This is a genomic window from Paenibacillus sp. alder61 (genome assembly GCF_020179875.1).
GTDB lineage: Bacteria > Bacillota > Bacilli > Paenibacillales > Paenibacillaceae > Fontibacillus > Fontibacillus faecis.
The window spans coordinates 35,704-52,399 of the sequence record NZ_JAIUDG010000003.1; the positions used below are offsets into that span (position 1 = coordinate 35,704).

Genomic DNA, 16,696 nt, shown 5'->3' on the forward strand with positions numbered 1-16,696 from the left:
GGGAAAAACTCCCGTTAAACTTGCCGCTCTTGACCCTTGAGTCCGATTAACTGGAAAAACTCCATCTAATTCGCGCCTCGGCCTAAGAAAAGGGCCATTTCGGACGAATTAGCGGGAGATTTTCCAGGTAATTCACCTCTGCAGCCACATAGGCACCAAATTAACGGGAGGTTTTCCCGTTAATTTGAAAAAACGAGCTGTTACACAAATCCGCAACCGCGGACAGGTCAAACTCTCCCTTTAGGATTATCATGAGAGGTGTTATGAGAACCAATACGAAGATCGACTGGCACCGAAGAGTGGAGGAAGCCATCCTCCGAATCATGGGTGCGCTGGATGAACCGCTGAATTTCCGCCAAATATCGCAGGAGGTCCATGCCTCGCCCTATCATTTTCACCGGAAGTTCCGCGAGCTTACCGGGGAGAATGTGCACGCGTGCCTGAAGCGGCTGCGGATGGAAAGGGCGATGCACTTCCTGCGGCACTCCTCGGCCGATGTGACGACCATCGCGCTGGACTCGGGCTACGAGACGCCGGAGGCGTTCACCAAGGCGTTCAAGCGGATCTATGGCTTGACGCCCAGCGAAGCGAGAAGGCTGCCGTTTTGGAATGGCGTTCTCCATTCCTCCGCGGGCCTGCACTACAGTGAGCATCGACCTGCCTATTGGTTCTACCTCAATCCCGAAGGAGTGAATATCATGCAGACGAAAATCACCGCTTTTGCCCCAAAACGCATCGTCGGCCTGCGAAATGTCGGGGACTACTGGGGTTTGCCCCGGGTGTGGGAGCAATTCCACCAAATTCTTGGACAGCATGGTCTATACGCACAGGCTAAGGAAATGATGTCCGTGTTCCCGGATCATGCCGACGCGATACCGGTGGAGGACAAAATGTCTTACGCCGCCATGGCCGTAAGCCCCGACTTCGACAATCGGTATGGATTGGACGAATACACGATCCCCGAAGGGTTGTATGCCGTAACCGTTCACTTCGGTTCCTCGGAGGAAATCGGCCCGACCTGGGACCGCTGGATGCAGGAATGGCTGCCGAACAGCGGCTGGCGGGCGGACCCTTCCAGGCCCAATTACGAATGGTATCAAAACCACGGCGTTCCCCCCGAATTGCAACTGACTTTTTTATGTACGCCGGTGGTCAAAGTCCAAGTGTAGCAAAAAGCCCCCTCAACCTTATGGGTCGAGGGGACTTTTTTTTCGTGAGTCCAATCTACAATCTGCCCGTCAAAAACTGGGCTTCTCCCAGCCCGAAGCTCCAATCGGCTTCTCCGTTCTCGGTGATCGAAATCATGAGGTCCTGCGGAGAAAGGCCGCATTCCGCCTCAAGCCTCTGCGCCAACAGCGCGTACAGCTTCTGTTTCTGCTCCACGGTCCGGGTCTTGCTGACAATGCTGATGAGCACCACATCCCGGCTGCGGGTAAAACCGAGGCCCGTATCCTCAATCACCAGCTCGTAAGGTTCATGCTGATGAACGATTTGGTAGCGGTCGCGGACCGGAACGCCAAACGCCTCCACCATCGCTTCATGTGCCGTGTCCAGCAGTTTGCGCAAACTAGCTTCATCTCTTCCTTTAATCACATCAAAACGCAATAACGGCATAATAATTCGCCCTCCTTCAATATTTCTGTGCTCTACTCTTCTTCGGCGATATGGACGGCAATGCCGTATTCTTCGCAATAGGTTGCATACTCCATCGGGATTCCCGGCGAGGTAATGACCGCATCCACCTTATCCAGCGGCGAGTAGGTCAGCAGGGTGGAACGGCCGAATTTGGACGCGTCCGCCAGCAGGATCAGCTGATTCGCCTTCTCGGCCACCCGCTTCTTGATCTCGTATTCCAACACGTCGGAATTGGTGAGACCGCTGGTGATCGAGACGCCCGTTGCGGCCATAAAAGCCTTGTTAATATTGTATTTGTCCAATAAAAGCAGCCCGTCGCTCCCGACGAATGATTTCGTGTCCCGTTTATACATGTTTCCCAAAACCAAGAGGGATATATTGTCCAAATGGGACGCGGCGTTAATGACATCCAAACTGGTGGTCAGAATGGTTAGCTTGGCCGTGCGGGGCAAATATTCGACCAGATTCCGGGTCGTCGTACCGGAGTCGATGAAGATCAGCTCGTTTCCCTCCACGAACTCGGCCGCCCGCTGGGCGATCGCCCGTTTCACCGATTTATTGGTCGTGTCCCGATTTTCAAAAGGGATTAGCCCTTGAGAAAGCGAGGTCACGCCACCGTATACTTTTTGAACGGTTCCTTTCTCCAGCAGAACTTGAATGTCCCGGCGAATGGTGTTCTTCGAGACCCGAAAATGCTCGCACAGCTCATCCAGCGATATCGTTCCCAGCGAATGAATGTAGTCCTCCAATTCCTGCAAACGTCTCTCTCTCATGGTTATGCTCCGTTCCTATTCTATTACTATTAATCTCATAAAAAAGATAACATATAACCAAAATGTAATCAACAATTACCTAAGTTTACAATCACTTAATAAATTTCTGTTGACATATAATCATTATAATAATAATATTTACTCAAAAGATACCCAAAAGGTGAGTAAAACAACACAATCAAGTTTTAAGTCTTGCGATTGCACCTTTGCTTATGGACCCGCTGAAACGAAAGACCCGGCATTTCCGGAAAGCGCCTTCACAGGCTGGTCCGAAGAGGGCGTCTTTTTACAAATAATAGAGAGGATGGGCATGATGACCGAAGCCAGAAGATTGCGCAACTATGTAAACGGAGCCTGGAAAGAGAGCCGCACCGGGCGATATGAAAGCGTTGTTAATCCGGCGACCAAAGAAATTATCGCCTACGTTCCCATTTCCACGAAGGAGGATATTGAGGAGGCCGCGGGCGTAGCCGCACAGGCTTTTGAGGGTTGGAAGAATGTTCCTGTTCCCCGGCGGGCCAGAATCCTGTTTAATTATCAACAACTGCTTACGGAGCACAAGGACGAATTGGCCCGCCTCATTACTCTGGAAAATGGCAAAAACCTTACCGAAGCCCTTGGCGAAGTACAGCGCGGGATCGAAAACGTTGAATTCGCGGCAGGCGCCCCCTCATTAATGATGGGTGATTCGCTGGCCTCAATCGCAACCGATGTGGAAGCGGTTAATTACCGCTATCCGGTCGGCGTTGTCGGCGGTATCGCGCCTTTCAACTTCCCGATGATGGTGCCTTGCTGGATGTTCCCGATGGCGATCGCTTTGGGCAACACCTTTATCCTGAAGCCGTCGGAACGGACGCCGCTGCTCACCGAGCGTTTGGTCGAGCTGTTGACGGAAGCCGGGCTGCCGAAAGGCGTCTTTAACGTAGTCTACGGGGCACATGATGTCGTAAACGGCATTCTGGAGCATCCGGAAATCAAGGCGATCTCGTTTGTCGGTTCCAAGCCGGTCGGCGAATATGTGTACAAAAAAGGCAGCGAGCACCTGAAACGGGTTCAAGCGCTGACCGGGGCCAAAAACCACACCATTGTGCTGAATGATGCCAACCTCGACGAAACGCTCACCAACATCATTTCAGCGGCCTTCGGTTCGGCCGGGGAGCGGTGCATGGCCTGTGCCGTCGTCACGGTGGAAGAAGGCATCGCCGATGAGTTCATCCGGCAGCTCAAAGAGCGGGCGCAAAACATCAAGATCGGCAACGGCCTGGAGGACGGGGTTTTTCTGGGACCGGTTATCCGTGAGGACAATCTGAAGCGGACCCACCAATATATCGAAAAAGGGATTTCCGAAGGAGCCACTCTGGTATGCGACGGAAGACATCCCGAAGCGGATGACGGCTATTTCGTCGGTCCGACGATTTTTGATCATGTGACCACCGATATGACCATTTGGAAGGATGAAATTTTCGCGCCGGTGCTGTCGATTATCCGCGTGAAGAACTTGAAGGAAGCCGTCGAAATCGCCAACCGTTCGGAATTTGCCAACGGAGCCTGCCTGTTCACGAACAACGCATCGGCCATCCGGTACTTCCGGGAAAATATCGACGCCGGCATGCTCGGCATCAACCTCGGCGTTCCGGCACCGATGGCCTTCTTCCCCTTCTCCGGCTGGAAGTCTTCCTTCTATGGAACGCTTCATGCCAACGGGAAGGACAGCGTGGACTTCTATACGCGGAAGAAAGTGGTTACGGCACGGTATCCTAAGCCTTCATTCGAATAACAAAGGGGACGAACGACATGCAACAATCCATAGCATCCAAAAATTACGATGTGATTGCCATCGGACGCGCCTGCATTGATCTGAATGCGGTGGAATATAACCGGCCCATGGAAGAAACGCTGACCTTCTCCAAATATGTCGGCGGTTCTCCCGCCAATATCGCGATCGGAAGCGCCAAGCTCGGCCTGAAAGCCGGGTTTATCGGCAAAATCCCGGATGATCAGCACGGCCGGTTTATCCGAAAATTTATGGGAGACGCCGGGGTAGATACCTCCCGGATGGTCGTCGACCAGGAGGGGCATAAGGCCGGGCTCGCTTTTACGGAGATCAAGAGCCCCGAGGAGTGCAGCATTCTGATGTACCGCGAAGGAGCGGCCGATCTATACCTGCGCCCTGAAGAAGTGGACGAGGACTATATCCGCCAGGCCAAAGCCCTGCTGGTTTCGGGTACGGCCCTGGCCCAAAGCCCTTCCCGCGAGGCGGTGTTCCAGGCGATCGCCTATGCGAAAAAACATGAGGTCGAGATCATTTTTGAATTGGATTACCGCGGCTATACATGGAAGTCCCTTCAGGAAACTTCGATCTACTACTCCCTGGTTGCCGAACAGGCCCAGGTGATTATCGGAACCCGCGACGAGTTCGATATGATGGACAGCTGCAAAGGCGACAATGAACATACCGTCCGTCATTTGTTTAATCATCAAGCCCGGCTCATCGTAATCAAACATGGCGTTGACGGCTCCTATGCTTATACGAAGACAGGCGAGATATACCGCGGCAAAGCTTACCGAAGCAAAGTGCTCAAAACCTTCGGTGCCGGCGATTCCTACGCTTCGGCCTTCCTGTACGCGCTGATGACCGGAAAAGACATTCAAACCGCCCTGCAGTATGGCAGCGCTTCCGCCGCCATCGTCGTCAGCAAGCACAGCTCCTCCGAGGCCATGCCGACCGTTTCCGAAATCGAAGCGCTGATCGCCGCCCAAGCCGGACTATCCGGCTAAGGGGCGGCGGTGTATCATGGTCGGAGTTTAGAAAGCGCTTCAACCTGTAAACCTCATTCCAGACAGACTATCTAGGAGGCAACCCCATGCCAATTCTAATTGTAGCCATCGGCGTACTGCTGTTGTTGTTCATGATCATGAAGCTGAAGTTGAACACCTTTATTTCCTTGGTCATTACCTCCGTTATTGTGGCGGTCTGCCTGGGTATGGACTTGTCGCAGATTATCTCCACCATCGAAAAGGGCATCGGCGGTCAGCTCGGTCATCTTGCCCTGGTCTTCGGGATCGGCGCCATGCTGGGCAAGCTGGTCTCCGATGCGGGGGGCGGCTACCGGATCGCCACCACCCTGATCGAGCGCTTCGGTAGAAAGCGCATTCAAATTGCGGTAGTCATCGCATCGTTTATTATCGGGATCGCCCTCTTCTTTGAGGTGGGCCTGGTTCTGCTCATCCCGATCGTATATGCCATCGCCAAAGAATTGAAAATGCCGTTCCTGTACCTCGGAATCCCTATGGCGGCGGCGCTTAATGTCACGCATGCTTTTCTGCCGCCTCATCCCGGACCGACGGCGATATCGGTCGCTTATAACGCCAATATCGGACAGGTTTTGCTGCTGGGCATTCTGGTCGGGATCCCGACGACGATCGTGGCCGGCCCGCTGTTCAACAAGTTTGCGATGAAATTCTTCCCGACCGCCTACGAAAAAGCCGGAAACATCAGCGCCCTCGGAGAGCGGAAGGTATTCAAGCTCGAGGAAACCCCGGGTTTTGGAATCAGCGTGTTAACCTCGCTCTTTCCGGTGATATTTATGGGGCTGTCCACCATCTATACCCTGATTTTCCCGGCCGACAATACCTTGAAGGAAATCGTGGTCTTCATCGGTAATCCCGGAACGTCGATGCTGATCTCCCTGCTGCTCGCCATTTACACCATGGGACGCTCGCGCGGCATCTCCATGAAGGAAGTGAGCGAATCGTTGTCCAAGTCGATTGCCCAAATCGCCATGATGCTGCTGATTATCGGCGGCGGCGGCGCCTTCAAGCAGGTGCTCGTGGACGGAGGCGTCGGCGATTACGTCGCCACCTTGTTCAGCAATTCGAATATGTCGCCGCTGCTGGTCGCCTGGATCATCGCCGCGATTCTCCGGCTGTGCCTGGGTTCGGCCACGGTGGCCGCTTTGACGACCGCCGGCCTGGTAGCGCCGATGATGGTGGCCGGGACGGTAGATCCCGCCCTCATGGTACTGGCTACCGGAGCGGGCAGCGTTATCGCCTGCCATGTGAATGACGCCGGCTTCTGGATGATCAAGGAATATTTCGGGCTCAGCATGAAACAGACGTTCCAAACCTGGACGCTGCTGACGACGGTGCTGTCCGTAACCGGATTGGGATGCGTCATGCTTCTAAGCTTGTTCATGTAGCATGAAGCCCGTGAAGCGAAACACGGCTCAACGGCTAAGGATAAAGGCGATCGCTAAGAAATATAGAAACCGGATAGAGAGGAAGATCACTCATGGCTCTAATCTCCATGACATCCATGCTGAAGAAGGCCCTGGACGGCGGATATGCCGTCGGCCAGTTTAACATCAACGGACTTTTGTGGGTGCAAGCCATTCTGCAAGCGGCCGAAGAAACGAAATCGCCGGTGATTCTGGCCGCATCGGACCGCCTCATCGATTACCTCGGCGGCTTTAAAACGATCCAAGCGATGGTCGCCTCCATTATGGAGGAGCAGCAGGTCACCGTTCCCGTTGCTCTCCATCTGGATCACGGCTCCTCCGTCTCCCGCTGCAAGCAGGCGATCGATGCGGGATTCAGCTCGGTCATGTTCGACGGCTCCCACGGCCCCATTGCCGATAATATCAGGCATACGAAAGAGGTCGTTCAATACGCTCATGAGCGCGGCGTCTCCGTGGAAGCCGAGGTCGGGACCGTCGGCGGCATGGAGGACGGCCTGGTCGGCGGAATATCTTACGCGGATTTGAACGAATGCCAGAGGCTGGTGGCGGAGACCGGAGTAGACGCCCTGGCCGCGGCGCTGGGTTCCGTTCACGGCAAATACCAGGGCGAGCCCAAGCTCGGATTCCGGGAGATGCGGGAAATCGCGGAGGCCGTCCGGATCCCGCTGGTGCTTCACGGGGCCTCCGGAATCCCCATCGCCCAATTGCACAAGGCCATTGAACTCGGCCACGCCAAAGTGAATTACAACACCGAACTGATTACCGCATGGGCCGGCTCCGTCCGGAGCATGCTGCAGTTCAACCCTTCCGCGGTGGAGCCCAAGGTGATTATGACCCCCGCCAAAGAGGTCCTGACGGTCAAGATCAAAGCCCTTATGACCGATCTCGGGTCCGTGGGGAAAGCTTAGCGGAACGGAATCCTTCAAAAAAGCCCAAGCGCCGACATGCATCCGCGGCGCTTGGGCTTTTTTCCCGGTATGGATTTGATTTCATTCTCATTGGCTTATCATCTTCATACTCTCGCTGCCGATCAGTTCGCGAAACGCTTGGCAGGACTGCCGATACACCCGCTCAAGCCGCCCCCACCGCGACCTTGCGGCTTCCACGTTATCTTCGCGGGCCAACCGCTCGATCTCGGATAGAATCCGCGCCAACTCGACCATGCCCACGCTGATGCTCGCCGATTTCATGTTGTGGGCGATTTGTTCCAGGTCCCCGCCTTGATCTCCTTGGGCGAGTACTGTCCGCAGTTCATCCAGCTTGGCCTCCGTATCCGTCAAGTACATCTCGAAAAGGCTGCCCAGCATGTCCCGGTCTTCCTCATCCCATGGCGGCGGAGCGATATCATCTATCGTCTTCCGGTTCAACAGGATTTCCGCATCGGAAAGGTCGAGATCGTCCGTCAAGCTCTCCCCCTCTTCCTCTGCACGCACGTCGGGAAGAAAGCGCGCCAGCACCGCCTGAAGCATCTCCAAATGGACGGGCTTCGTGATATAATCGTCCATCCCGGCCTCCAGACAGCGCTCCCGATCGCCCTGCATAGCGTTGGCGGTAATGGAGATGATCGGCACATGCCCTCCCTCCGCCTGTTCGGCCTCCCGAATGCGCCTTGAAGCTTCGAATCCGTCCAGCACCGGCATCTTATTGTCCATGAGGATGAAGCCGGGCCTGCGCTCGCGCCACATCCGCACCGCCTCCTCGCCGTCCCCGGCGATCAGGACGCGTTCGAAGCCGAGCTTCTTGAGCTGCAGCGTAGTGATGTGCTGATTAATCACATTATCCTCCGCCAACAGGATCAGGGTGTCCAAGTCTTTATCCTCCATGCGCCGAAGCGCTCGCCCGTTCCCTTGCCGGTTCGGAGCGGCCTGCGGCCCCCGGGATTCGGATTTCTCCAGCTCGATTTCAAACCAGAAGGTCGAGCCCGCGTTGGGGCTGCTGTGCACGCCGATCGTGCCGCCCATCATCTCCACCAACTGTTTGGTGATCGAGAGTCCAAGCCCCGTCGAGCTGAATTTCGCCGAAAAGCTGTTGGCGATTTGGTAAAACGGCTGAAACAGCCGCTCCGCGTTCTCCTTCGAGATTCCGATACCGGTATCCTTGACCTCGAAGCGCAGGCGCTGACGGACACCGCTGTCCTCCAGCAAACTCACCCGAATTTCGACTTGACCCTCGTAGGTGAACTTTACCGCATTCCCCGTCAAATTGATCAGAATCTGCCGCATCCGGTTCGGGTCGCCCATAAGACGGGACGCCACCTTGGGATCGATAACCACCTTCATTTCGTTTCGCTGTTCCTCCGCCCGGCTGCCAAGCAGTTTCACCACGTTTTCCACGAGTTCCGGCAGCTCGAAAGGAGCTTGGTCCAGCTTCATCTGTCCGGCCTCAATTTTGGACAAGTCCAGAATGTCGTTAATAATATTGAGCAGCAAATTGCCGGAATCCATAATAAGGGAAACCGATTTATGCTGCTCGTCGTCCAATCGCGAATCCGCCAGCAGTTCGGCGGTGGCGATAATACCGTTCATTGGCGTACGAATTTCATGGCTCATGGTCGCCAGGAAAAGACTTTTGCTCCGATCGGCGCTCTCCGCCTTTTCCTTGGCCGCCTTGAGTTCGATGTTGGCTTTCGCAAGTTCCCGCTGCAGAGAGACCCGCTCATTATTCATCGCGGAGAACTCGTCAAGAGCTTTCATTTCCTGTTCCAGCTTCCGCGCCATCTCCCTGCCCAGCTTCTCGTTCGTTTCGCGGAGCGCCTTGAACTGCTCGTTGCTCGCCCCCAACACTTCACGGACAAAGCAGGACGGATCCTTAACCCGGTCCGATACCACAAGCAGGAGCTGTTCATCCAACATGCCGCCGTCGACATAAAAAAGCTCGGAACTCCCTGCCCGTTTAAAACCGACCCGCCTGTTCAAAATCGGCTGCCCGTTTTGGGCCCGCTCCACTAATCCGCTGAAGGCGGAAACGTCCGACTCGTCCATCATCGCGAACATACTCGTCCCGATCAGGCTGCCGCCGGTCCTTTCAAACAGGCCGAAGTCATCCCGCTTGATCTTGATGATCGTGCCGGAAACGGTGCATAGCAGCGAAGTGATGCACTCCTCTCGTTCCATACGTATCATGCCTCCTCGCCTAATTCGGCTGACTCCCGGCCACCGAGCAGCCCGTACGCCTCCACTTTCTCGATCCTTCGGAGGAGTATCCTCTCTCTTGAAAATTCGGAAAATCCCGATAATTATCCTATTCCTACCAAACCAGTATACTATAGCGCCGAAAACCGCAAAAGTGCATCCCGCCTTAGGAAGCGGACACATACATGCGTATGGCCGAGGATAAGTGCGATAGGTTGGCTATATTAGTAAATGGCGGGCGCAAAAAAACACCATGAGGGGGGTCATGATGTTTTTTGCCCAGCATCATTTGGCTTTAGAGTGCAGCAAATCTCTGCCGGCCCCGGCGCCTCCCAAGGTCGCTACCTTTTTAGGGCTTGTGCCGTCCTGTTTCGTCAGAAACACTTCGTTGGCCACGGAATATGCCACATAGTCGCCGATAGGCTCTACATTTCTGATTCGTACCCAGCCGTAATCAAAATCCAGCGGAATATTGACCAGCAGCTTTTTCTTGCCGGTCTTGAGGTCCGCCTGATACAGCTGCTGATTCGACTTGCCGGGATGCTGTTCTTCCGTAAAGTAAATGCTGCCCTGCTCCACCGCGAAAATGTCCACGCCATCGGTCCGAAGCTTGCAAATTACCCGCTTCGCGGTACCGTCCAGGTTCATTTCGCGCAGCGCCTTGGCGTGGTTGTCCAGATAATAGATTTTATTATTGGCGATATACGTCTTGGCCACATCTGCGTCACCCGACAGCTTCTGCTTATTCGTGCCGTTCAGCGTCATCCGGTAGAGGGCCCAGCGCTTGTTTTCGTAGTAGTGATAGTAAATCCAGCCGTTGTGAACAGCCTTAAGGTAGGAATCATTTTTGGACAGTTTCGTTTTCTTGCCGTTCGCCAGTTTATAAATCGCATAATCCCCGTCGACATCCGTAAACCAGATCTCCTGATTCCGGATATAGGTTTCATCTCTCGAAAGAAGGCTCCCCTTCCCCAAGGTCTTCTTCCGGTCGGGCTCCTCATGCTCACTCACCCTGACGATATAACCTTTGGCATTGTAATACTGGTAACCGTCCTGGGCAAACTGCAAGTACATGCCGGCATTAGGATCGAAATCGTAGTTTTCCACCGTGCCGTCCTGCCCGACTCGCTGAACCCGGTAGGCATCAAAAACGGACCCGGCCGTGTAAAAATACCCGCCGCTTTCCGCAATGGGAGTGATCATCCGCGGCGTACCCTGAGATTCCACGTCCTTGACCTCGAAAGTCCCGTCCGCGTAGACCGTCAGAATCTCCCGCCCCCCGGTGTAAACCACCTTCGGCAGCAAGCCCTGCTTTTGCTCCGCGGATCCGTCCTGCGTGGAGCTGTCTCCCCCCGCGGCAGTCTCCTGGATTCCGTCCCCAACGTTTTCCTCCGCCGCTGCGGGAAGCGCGCTCAAGCAGACGCAGAGCAAGATCGCGATAAGGCCTAATTTTCTGATCAACTATCAAATCCCTCCTTTAATTATGGATGAAATTTCCACCCCAAATCATGTACCCTTGTCATTTCTAGCAAAAAGGAAAAATTCCTCCCTATACAGGTTGAATTAAAGAATTGGCGTTGGCAAGGATGTGATCATCGAGTTTCGGAACTATGTTGTCAACACCGACAATTGTAGATATAGAGTTCCACCGCCGGAGTCTACGTCAATAACGGGAAAATATCCCGTTAATCTACCGCTCTTGGCTTTTCAATCAGATTTAGCTGGAAAAGCTCCATCTATTTCGCGGCTCTATGGCCGGTATACACCATTTCAAGCGAATTAACGGGAGGTTTTCCAGCTAATTCGCCTCTGCGGCCGCATACGTACCCAATTAACGGGAAGAACTCCCTTTAATTCAAACCAAACATTCAGGTTTTATGCAAAAATTGTCACTTTCTGGATGATAGCAGCCTGCTATAATACTAGACAAATTTAGACATTTTCCACAATTTGGAGATCACTATATGAGGAGCTTAAGTAAAGAGACCGCTCAAAAAATTCTTACCAACGAATTAAGTCCGGAAGCCTTAAAACGCCTATTTCCGGAATATCAGAAGGAGGTGTTGGATGAACTGAGGAAGCTGAGAAATCAGTGTGCCTCGGATTTTGCGGATTCGGTTATTGCTAAGTATACCGCGCTAGCCAAAATGGCCAGCCAACAGATTCACAAAAGCGGAATGAATGAAAAAACCGTTCAGGCCTTCCTTCCTCACATCATCAAAGCAAGACTCGCCATTTCCTACATCGAACAATTAAGCATCGCCGCCACCTCGGAGCAGTCTTCCGGTATCCTAAGATTTAACCTGTGGGATGGCACGCTGCTGCAGAAGGTGTTGTTTAAAAAAGGGTTTGAGCGAAAACCGGTCTCCCTCCGGCTGTTCCATATTTGCTGGGCGTTGATCGGGAACAAGAAGATTTTAATGCCGCTGGTTAATAAGAAAGGGATCTACTGTTTTTATTCCAAGCCCCTGGTAAAAGAGCTCGCCAACTTAATCGGAGACAGGACCTGTCTTGAAATCGCGGCGGGAGACGGAACGTTGACGCGGTTCCTGCAAAATGCGGGCGTATCGTGCCCGGGCACGGATGATTACAGCTGGGCGCATTACATCGCCTACCCTGATTTCATTGAACGAATAGATGCCAAGAACGCCTTGAACAAATACCGCCCCCAAGTCGTGGTCTGCTCCTGGCCGGTGCCCCGAAACCCCTATGAGAAACATGTCTTTCAAACGGATTCCGTCGAAACCTACATTGTAATCGGTACCAGAAATCCAGCGGTCACGGGGGACTTCGAGGCTTATGCAAATGCCACAAACTTCACGATGGAGTTGAACGAACGGCTATCCTCTCTCCTTCTGCCTCCATCCGGGGAAAATGCGGTCTATATTTTCCGTAGACAATAAAGGGGCCCTAAACGGCCGAAGGACCTGAAATCCCAAAAGCGGATCCTTTGGCTATCTGTCGCGGTAATTAAGGGAAAACAGCGCACTCTGCAAATTTTGCAGCAGCACAAAACTTCTAGCGGAAATCATAGCCGCTATTTCGCTAAAAAACGCTTTTTGGAAATTCTAACGGACGTAATAGCGCCTATTTCCCTAGATTGTCCTAGAAAAGGCCGCCACAGAGCTAAATAGGCGCTGCTGCTTCCGTTAAAATATGACTTCTGCCGCATATGCCGAAATAGCGGCTGCTATTTCCGTTAGAACGAGTTAAGGCTCCGCCGGTCGAAGTACATCTCATCAAAAACCCCCAACCTGTATCGGTTGGGGGTCCGCCGCTCTACACTATCGTATTCGCTTCACTTCACCCCAGCTTCTGACCGCAATTGGGACAGAAGTTCGCCCCCTCGTTCTTCGCGCCGCAGTTCGGGCAGAAGTTGGGACGGGTAGCGGCATTTCCCGCCGCGCCCGCACCCGTACCCACGATCGCATTCGGATGCTGTCCCGCGGCCGGATTCTGGCTCAGGTTTTTCATCATCTCGCCGGCCAGGTTCATGCCCATCATCATCCCTGCCATATCCGCGGCCGCCCCGCCGCCCTGCACTCGTCCGGAAGCGATGCCGTCCGTCATGCTGACCTGCTGATATTGAGTCAAGTTGCCGATCATCCCCTGGGAGGCGACCTTGGTGATCATATCCTGAATTTCCTGCGGATAATTGAAGCTCATCACCTGGAATCCGGTAATGGCCAGCCCGTCGCCCATCACCTCCATGTCCAGGTCTTCGCGAATGCCGCGCGCGATGTCCATGCTGTTGGCCTGGAGATTGAACATATCCTTGCCTTCCCGGCTGATCCACTTCATCAGCAGTTGATTCAGCACGGAGGTAATGCGGATTTTCACGTCTTCCACCAGATAGGTCGATTTGACTCCGGCCACCTTGTCGATTAGGGTCACATAGTCGTTCACTTTGAAATTGAACGTTCCATTGGCTCGAATCGGCATTCCGCCCGGAAGCTGGGGCGTCGGGATCAGAATCGGGTTTTGCGTCCCCCATTTCACGGTGAACTCCTTGGTGTTGACGAACAGCACTTCCACCCGCATTCCGCTGTTAAACATGAATTTGAACCCTTTTAATGTCGATAAAAAAGGAATGATATCGGATTCGATCTGAAACTCGCCCTCGTCTTTAAAGATGCCCTCGATTTTGCCGTTGTTGATAAAGACGGCGTCCTGGCCGGGACGAATGATTAATTTACTCCCTTTTTTGATTTCGGGGTTGTTCCACTTCCAGAAAATCATATCATCGCGAAACTCTTCCCATTCCACCACATTCGAAAACTGATTTCTAAAAAAGCTCATGCTCCTCATCCCTTCCGTTAAAATGATCCTCTACTGCCGCTATGCGAATGTCCTCCGCTCGTCGTGCCGCCTCCGCCTCCCGAGCTGCTGCTGCTTTTCTCGATTTTCCGTTTCGTCACCGTTGTCCGGATATAACGGTCTTCGCGCCGCAGCACACCCGAGTTGCCGGAATCCTCGTAGGTTCCGCCGTTTACCGTCACCCGGCCTCCCGAGCGATAAGCCATCACGCCGACGGCGATACCGCCGATCGCCAGCGCCGCGCCGAGCTGGAACCAGAGATTAAATAGGATATTGTCCGGGTTGACGCCCGGCTTATAGTTCATATAGCGATCCACCGTTTTGATAAAGGTTTCGAACGCCTGCCGATACTCGCCCGCCGACAACAAAGGCGTCATTTTCTCCCGGATCCGGTCCAAGCGGGCATCATCAAAATATTCCTCGCCTTTATAAAACCCAGCCAAATAAATGTCGCGGTTGCGCATATCCATCGTCAGCATGATCGTATCCCCATGGGCCTTGTCATATCCGGGCCCCTGCGCATCGTAAAAATCCTCGGTCAGTTGTACGACGTCCCGATTCTCCGGATTTTCGGTCGTAAGAATGATGATTTCGATCTCATGCTTGGCCCCGTACTCCCTCGCCATGGCGTCCAGCTCATCGTAGTCGGCCTGGTTCAGCAATCGGGCATCGTCATAAATCAGTCTGCTTGCATCCCCGGATGCCGCCGCCTGCTGAGCCGCTGCCGGAACCATCAACCATAGGACCATCAACCCTAGCGCGGTTGTGAGCCAAAAAGACTTCATCCGCCTGATCATAGCCATCCTCCCCCCATCATCCACGCCACCAGCTTCAGCGACAGGAAGGTGATGCCGGAAATCCCGGCAAACCATGCGGCCACCTTCCCCTTGCTGATCGGGGGGTTGCCCACGATCTTGCCCGTCTGGCCGTTCATGGCAAAAATATACGGCTTCCGGTTGTAGTCGTAATAGACCATCCAGACCGGAAGCAGGACGTAATCGGACCGCTTCACCTGGGTATGTACCTGTTTATCGGAGAGATTCACCGTCGTGTATCCCGAAACGGTCGAGGCGATATAGGATTCCACGTAAGGGGCCGTTTTTTCCTTGGCCCGCGGGGTGAGCTCCTCATCGGTATAGCTGTATTTTTCGGCTATGTATCCGGCCAGATAGGGCGTCTTGAAAGGCTTGAGCCGGTCGTATGGAAAAGGCTCCAATTTATCCATCAGCTCATCGTTCATTTTCTGCGAGGCGTCGACCGGCAGACGGGCATAATCGAGCCGGATCTTCCGGTAAATCTCGTAATGCTCCGTTTCCGTAATTCTGTAGTCTCCCCTGGTGTAGCTTCTCACCTTCGTTCCATGGCCGTGGACGTCGATGTCGTTATGCAGATCGTAGAGCCAAAACGGAACATAAACGCCTGTAATGCCCTGGACCCGATCCGCGGTCATAAAGCCCTTCGGAGTGAGTCTGCCCTTCCGGCACCATTTCTTAAAGGCGGTCATCGCCTCCTCCTTGCTTATGGCAAAGGGGATCACCTGCGCCGGAGCCAGTTTCCCGGTCAAGCGCTCGCTGAGGACCACGGCCGAGCCGCAGAAACTGCAGCTGGTGGCGCTGGTCTCCGGCTCGGTGACGATCACGGCTCCGCAGCTCTCGCAGTGATACTCCTTCACCTCATCCTCTGTAAACACCTGTTGTTTCAGCGGATCGGGGATTTGCCCGATATCGTCTTTCCGCCCGCAGCTGGGACAAGACAGCATCCCCGTCCCACTGTCAAACTCCATTCCGCCGCCGCAGTTCGGACATTTGTATTCAATCACCGGCATTTGCCTCACCTCAATGATCAGGAAGAAATCAGGATTCCGCCCCTTATTTGTTCAGCTTTGCTTTGATCGCCGCAAGCTCGTCTTCGGGGCTCATTTCCGCCGCCGTGCCTCCGGCTTCAGCGTTCGACTCCGGCCCTCCGGGCACCGGCGCTTCCTTTCCCCGCTCCAATTGCGCGATCAGCTCATCCAGATCGTCCTCCCGCATCCCCGCTCGCAGCTCGGCCAGCGCCTCCGCTTCGTTCAAGGCTTGGCCGGCCTTCGCTTCCAATTCGCGAAAGGCCTCGCCCGCTCCGCCGGAGCCGTTCTTCCGCCGCAGTGCCTCGGCCTCCGCCAGCTTTACGCGCAATTCGGTGCGCCGCGCCTCCAGTTTGCTTACATCCGCGGCAAGCTTATCCTGCATTTGCTTCATCTTTGCGGCGTGATCGGCCGCCTGGTCATAGGCCGATTGCAGTTCCCGCAGCTGCCCAGCCATACCGGCCTTACGCTCCAGAAACTTCAGCGCTCCCGTTTCGTCGCCCGACTCGACCGCTTTCGCCGCATACCGCTGCAGCTTGCGTGCCTCTTCGGCGCACTCCTCCAGTTTCCGCTTGGCCCGGCTCTCTTCCGCCAGCACCGAGGCCGTCTCCGCTTTGACCTGACCCAAATCGCGGTTCATTTGGCGGAGGCATTCCTCAATCGTCTTCTCCGGATCCTCCGACTGTCCCAGCAAACCGCCAACATTCGCCATCATCACGTCCCGAAACCTCGACAAAATTCCCACATCCGTCCCTCCTTCAA

At 54.3% G+C, this 16,696-nt stretch carries 14 protein-coding genes; 6 read left to right on the forward strand and 8 right to left on the reverse strand.

Annotated features, from left to right (window positions below; all coding sequences use genetic code 11):
* Positions 1-263: 263 nt before the first annotated feature.
* Positions 264-1,169 carry an AraC family transcriptional regulator gene (locus LBW89_RS03775; RefSeq protein WP_225038526.1) on the forward strand — a complete coding sequence of 302 codons (906 nt, stop codon included), beginning with the start codon at positions 264-266 and terminating at the stop codon, positions 1,167-1,169.
* A gap of 55 nt (positions 1,170-1,224) precedes the next feature.
* On the opposite strand, the gene LBW89_RS03780 is transcribed toward LBW89_RS03775, so the two are convergent.
* Entirely contained in the window at positions 1,225-1,614 is a 390-nt protein-coding gene (locus tag LBW89_RS03780; RefSeq protein WP_225038527.1) for a tautomerase family protein, read from the reverse strand.
* Between the two features lie 32 nt (positions 1,615-1,646).
* Positions 1,647-2,408, reverse strand: coding sequence for a DeoR/GlpR family DNA-binding transcription regulator (locus LBW89_RS03785; protein WP_225038528.1), 762 nt, complete (start codon positions 2,406-2,408; stop codon positions 1,647-1,649).
* Between the two features lie 313 nt (positions 2,409-2,721).
* Here LBW89_RS03785 and iolA point away from each other — a divergent pair, with 313 nt between their 5' ends.
* The 4 genes from iolA to fba all read left to right on the forward strand — a co-directional run bounded on the left by iolA (position 2,722) and on the right by fba (position 7,554).
* Entirely contained in the window at positions 2,722-4,185 is a 1,464-nt protein-coding gene (gene iolA, locus LBW89_RS03790; protein ID WP_225038674.1) for a methylmalonate-semialdehyde dehydrogenase, read from the forward strand.
* A 17-nt stretch (positions 4,186-4,202) separates the two neighbouring features.
* The gene (gene iolC, locus LBW89_RS03795) at positions 4,203-5,186 is read left to right on the forward strand and encodes a 5-dehydro-2-deoxygluconokinase (RefSeq protein ID WP_225038529.1); all 984 of its coding nucleotides are present in this window, start codon (positions 4,203-4,205) and stop codon (positions 5,184-5,186) included.
* 86 nt (positions 5,187-5,272) lie between these two features.
* Positions 5,273-6,607, forward strand: coding sequence for a gluconate:H+ symporter (locus LBW89_RS03800; RefSeq protein WP_148455029.1), 1,335 nt, complete (start codon positions 5,273-5,275; stop codon positions 6,605-6,607).
* A gap of 92 nt (positions 6,608-6,699) precedes the next feature.
* On the forward strand, positions 6,700-7,554 hold the full coding sequence (fba, locus tag LBW89_RS03805) for a class II fructose-1,6-bisphosphate aldolase (RefSeq protein ID WP_225038530.1): 855 nt from the start codon (positions 6,700-6,702) through the stop codon (positions 7,552-7,554).
* An 87-nt stretch (positions 7,555-7,641) separates the two neighbouring features.
* On the opposite strand, the gene LBW89_RS03810 is transcribed toward fba, so the two are convergent.
* Positions 7,642-9,759 (reverse strand): ATP-binding protein, encoded by a 2,118-nt coding sequence (locus LBW89_RS03810; protein WP_225038531.1) that lies wholly within the window; start codon positions 9,757-9,759, stop codon positions 7,642-7,644.
* 303 nt (positions 9,760-10,062) lie between these two features.
* Positions 10,063-11,238, reverse strand: a complete 1,176-nt coding sequence (locus LBW89_RS03815; RefSeq protein ID WP_225038532.1) for a DUF5050 domain-containing protein — start codon at positions 11,236-11,238, stop codon at positions 10,063-10,065.
* A 503-nt stretch (positions 11,239-11,741) separates the two neighbouring features.
* On the opposite strand from LBW89_RS03815, the gene LBW89_RS03820 reads away from it, so the two are divergent.
* Complete coding sequence (locus LBW89_RS03820; RefSeq protein ID WP_225038533.1) at positions 11,742-12,680, forward strand: hypothetical protein; 939 nt, start codon at positions 11,742-11,744, stop codon at positions 12,678-12,680.
* A 400-nt stretch (positions 12,681-13,080) separates the two neighbouring features.
* On the opposite strand, the gene LBW89_RS03825 is transcribed toward LBW89_RS03820, so the two are convergent.
* From LBW89_RS03825 to LBW89_RS03840, 4 genes are read right to left on the reverse strand one after another with little or no spacing between them, the layout of a single operon-like run.
* Positions 13,081-14,076 (reverse strand): SPFH domain-containing protein, encoded by a 996-nt coding sequence (locus tag LBW89_RS03825; protein WP_225038534.1) that lies wholly within the window; start codon positions 14,074-14,076, stop codon positions 13,081-13,083.
* A gap of 17 nt (positions 14,077-14,093) precedes the next feature.
* On the reverse strand, positions 14,094-14,891 hold the full coding sequence (locus LBW89_RS03830) for a TPM domain-containing protein (RefSeq protein WP_412066986.1): 798 nt from the start codon (positions 14,889-14,891) through the stop codon (positions 14,094-14,096).
* Entirely contained in the window at positions 14,888-15,919 is a 1,032-nt protein-coding gene (locus LBW89_RS03835) for a TFIIB-type zinc ribbon-containing protein (protein WP_225038535.1), read from the reverse strand. The genes LBW89_RS03830 and LBW89_RS03835 overlap by 4 nt, the downstream gene beginning before the upstream one ends.
* Before the next feature lie 43 nt (positions 15,920-15,962).
* Positions 15,963-16,679 carry a PspA/IM30 family protein gene (locus LBW89_RS03840; protein ID WP_225038536.1) on the reverse strand — a complete coding sequence of 239 codons (717 nt, stop codon included), beginning with the start codon at positions 16,677-16,679 and terminating at the stop codon, positions 15,963-15,965.
* Between the last annotated feature and the right edge of the window lie 17 nt (positions 16,680-16,696).

Excerpts from the sequence above, each read along its gene's own strand:
- LBW89_RS03775 (WP_225038526.1), top strand. The coding sequence starts at position 264 with ATGAGAACCAATACGAAGATCGACTGGCACCGAAGAGTGGAGGAAGCC.
- LBW89_RS03780 (WP_225038527.1), bottom strand. The coding sequence starts at position 1,614 with ATGCCGTTATTGCGTTTTGATGTGATTAAAGGAAGAGATGAAGCTAGT.
- LBW89_RS03785 (WP_225038528.1), bottom strand. The coding sequence starts at position 2,408 with ATGAGAGAGAGACGTTTGCAGGAATTGGAGGACTACATTCATTCGCTG.
- iolA (WP_225038674.1), top strand. The coding sequence starts at position 2,722 with ATGACCGAAGCCAGAAGATTGCGCAACTATGTAAACGGAGCCTGGAAA.
- iolC (WP_225038529.1), top strand. The coding sequence starts at position 4,203 with ATGCAACAATCCATAGCATCCAAAAATTACGATGTGATTGCCATCGGA.
- LBW89_RS03800 (WP_148455029.1), top strand. The coding sequence starts at position 5,273 with ATGCCAATTCTAATTGTAGCCATCGGCGTACTGCTGTTGTTGTTCATG.
- fba (WP_225038530.1), top strand. The coding sequence starts at position 6,700 with ATGGCTCTAATCTCCATGACATCCATGCTGAAGAAGGCCCTGGACGGC.
- LBW89_RS03810 (WP_225038531.1), bottom strand. The coding sequence starts at position 9,759 with ATGGAACGAGAGGAGTGCATCACTTCGCTGCTATGCACCGTTTCCGGC.
- LBW89_RS03820 (WP_225038533.1), top strand. The coding sequence starts at position 11,742 with ATGAGGAGCTTAAGTAAAGAGACCGCTCAAAAAATTCTTACCAACGAA.
- LBW89_RS03825 (WP_225038534.1), bottom strand. The coding sequence starts at position 14,076 with ATGAGCTTTTTTAGAAATCAGTTTTCGAATGTGGTGGAATGGGAAGAG.
- LBW89_RS03830 (WP_412066986.1), bottom strand. The coding sequence starts at position 14,891 with ATGATCAGGCGGATGAAGTCTTTTTGGCTCACAACCGCGCTAGGGTTG.
- LBW89_RS03835 (WP_225038535.1), bottom strand. The coding sequence starts at position 15,919 with ATGCCGGTGATTGAATACAAATGTCCGAACTGCGGCGGCGGAATGGAG.